Annotated in this window: 5 protein-coding genes; all 5 read left to right on the plus strand. The window is 61.6% G+C overall.

Going from position 1 to position 2,541, the window contains the following annotated elements; translation table 11 throughout:
- Positions 1–311, plus strand: a 311-nt coding sequence (locus WDA27_15465) for a hypothetical protein (GenBank protein MFA5892323.1), incomplete at its 5' end; no start/stop codon positions are given.
- Entirely contained in the window at positions 311–946 is a 636-nt protein-coding gene (locus tag WDA27_15470) for a hypothetical protein (GenBank protein MFA5892324.1), read from the plus strand. The genes WDA27_15465 and WDA27_15470, both read left to right, overlap by 1 nt.
- A 6-nt stretch (positions 947–952) precedes the next feature.
- Positions 953–1,270, plus strand: coding sequence for a hypothetical protein (locus tag WDA27_15475; GenBank protein MFA5892325.1), 318 nt, complete (start codon positions 953–955; stop codon positions 1,268–1,270).
- Positions 1,271–1,357: 87 nt separating this feature from the next.
- Positions 1,358–2,071 carry a hypothetical protein gene (locus WDA27_15480; protein ID MFA5892326.1) on the plus strand — a complete coding sequence of 238 codons (714 nt, stop codon included), beginning with the start codon at positions 1,358–1,360 and terminating at the stop codon, positions 2,069–2,071.
- Positions 2,072–2,257: 186 nt separating this feature from the next.
- Positions 2,258–2,541: hypothetical protein (locus tag WDA27_15485; protein ID MFA5892327.1), on the plus strand; the 284-nt coding region annotated here is incomplete at its 3' end.

The raw sequence follows: 2,541 nt of genomic DNA on the forward strand, positions 1-2,541 counted from the left end.
TTTCCGCTCATTTCCTGAACCGCACGATCGCGATCTCGTTGAGCCCGGTCGCGGCCGCCGCGCTCGCCGCGGACCTGCAGAATGTGAAGACGGGCATCGCGACGAACAACATGGACCTCGTCCGGCAGGGTCTCGTCCGGACCGGACCTGAGATCCAGGCCCTCGTCAACTCACTCGTGGCAGCGTACCAACAGATCATCGGACAGGCGGGTGTTGCGCGTGCCCCGGTCGCTCCGGCGGGGTTCCGCATCGCGCCGGGGGCATCGGCCCCAATGACGGGCATCCAAGTTGACAGGGGGGTGCACTTCTAATGGTGTCACTTCAACTCGTAGGAGAGGAAAACGGGATCTTTGCGACCGAGTTCCAGAGCCTTGTGGAGTCGTTCTTCGTGGAGCGCGAGTTCGCCGCGATATTCCTTCGGAACCGTGACTTTCTGATGGAGGTGGCGGCGAAGGCGAAGGCCGAGTTCCAGGAGACGTTCTGGGGCGTGCTCGCGCAGAGCGGCTTCGGTTGGGGGCTCATCCGGCCCGAGCACGTACGGCATCTGACGACGGACGCGGACACGGTCAACATCGACTGGGTCCGGACCGTCGCGGCCGTCGGCTTCACGGACTGGATCGGAAGTGCCGCGACGAAGAACCAGATCAACCGGGACGCGTACCTCGCGATCATCGGCATCGGCAACTTCGATGCCTCACCGAAGTCCGTCGCGACTCGCTGGAACGTCGAGGGAACGACGCACCCGGTGTGGGACTACGAGTGGTCCGTGAAGAACGGCCTCAAGCTGTGGTCCCTCCCGAGGCCGCAGTCGGTCAGCCCGCGGCGAAGCATCCACTTCAGGTTGAAGGCGATCGCGACAGGCCGAGACGAGCCCTTCCTCGTTGGAATGACGTTCGCGCGATCGAACTACCTGCAGCAGGAAGCTCCTGACATCGAATCCCCGTAGGGGGTGGTGGAAATTCCCGTAGTCGCCCTCGCTGGTCCGTACACGGTGGTCGTCATCGAGGGAATCCGCCTCCCCGTGTACGTCGTGGGCGGGGTGAACATTTCCGCTGGCGAACTCCGGTTCGTCGACCACGCGACCGTGTACCCGGGTCGGGCGTCTGGTGCGCCGGGACTCGCGGTGTCCGGCATGCCGTACGACTACATGGTCGGGTCCGGCAGCGGCAACATCGCCACGGTCCTGATTGGCCGCGTCGGGTCGGGCGAGCTGGTCGCGGGTGTGGCGACGAGCAACTTCCCACTCACGGCGGTCTTCTACGGCCGCTAAGCCCATCAGCAGTCCCTACAAACGGCGGGCGATGCCGAACACATCGCTCGCCAACACTTTTAATAGCAATGCTACGATTCGCCGTCGATGGTGAAGCCGGCCTGGGAAATCCAATTCGGGCCGCGATTCTTCATCGCAGTACCGACGAAGGGCCTCGTTGAGCCCGCGTGGGCCGTGGCATTCGCCAGGCTTCTCCGAAGCGTGCCGCCACAGCATGTCATCGCCTTTGACAGTTCACCCGCCGTGGACATGGCGAGGAACAACCTCGTTGAACAGTTCCTCGGTCAGCCGACGTGCGAGTGGATCCTCTGGCTGGATACGGACACCGTTCCCCCGGAGGACGCCATCCCGAAGATGATGTCCAAGAATCTCCCGATCGTGAGCGGCCTCTATCGTTCCAGGAACGTTGCATTCGCGACGCAGGAGGTCTGGCCGGTCGTCGCGGGTCGGTTCGCGAGAACGATGATCGACGGTCGGGACAGCCTGAGTGTGCAGCTCGTTACCGGACCATGGAAACCAGGGGAGATCATCCCGGTGGACGCGGTCGGATTGGGGTGTTGTCTCATCCACAGGCGCGTGTTCGAGGCGATTCCACCCCCATGGTTCGACTTCACCCTGCGCTATCGCTCCTTCGGAAAGACCCATCAGGAAGAGGACTGGATTAGTGAGGACTGGTACTTCTTCAAGAAGGTGAAGGAGCATGGCTTCCCTGTTTTCCTCGATACGACGATCGAGTGCAACCATCTCACGAGCGTCAGCATCACGGGAACGGGCCGCATCGAAAGTCAGGTGTTCAAATGAGTTTCATAGGTGCATCGAGCGGCGAAGGGAAGATGGCAGAGCGGTTCGTCTGCAAGACGTGTGGCTGGAAACCTTGGGAGCCTCCTCTTCCTCAATCCCGATTCATCATGGAGTTCTCACTCGACTATCTGAGCCACGTTCTTGAAGACCACGTTATTCCGCTTCTCAGGAAACTGGTGGACACCGATGAAAATCTTACTGAATAGCACGTGCGTATTCCAGCTTCCTCCGCCTGGATACGCGGGGACGGAGTGGATCGTCTACGACCTCGCGGTGTACCTGCAGAAGTTCGGGCACCAGGTGAGTGTCGCCTGCCCGAAGGGCTCGGTGCTCCCAGAGGGCATCGAGCACATCCCGACGTCGGACCCGACGTGGGATGCGAATGCGGAAATCATGGTCTCGTGGCCGATTATCCTCCCGCGGATTTGGCGAACGGATCAGGGTGTGGAGACGATCGGCTTCGATATCGT

The sequence above is a fragment of the Actinomycetota bacterium genome, assembly GCA_041658565.1.
GTDB lineage: Bacteria > Actinomycetota > AC-67 > AC-67 > AC-67 > JBAZZY01.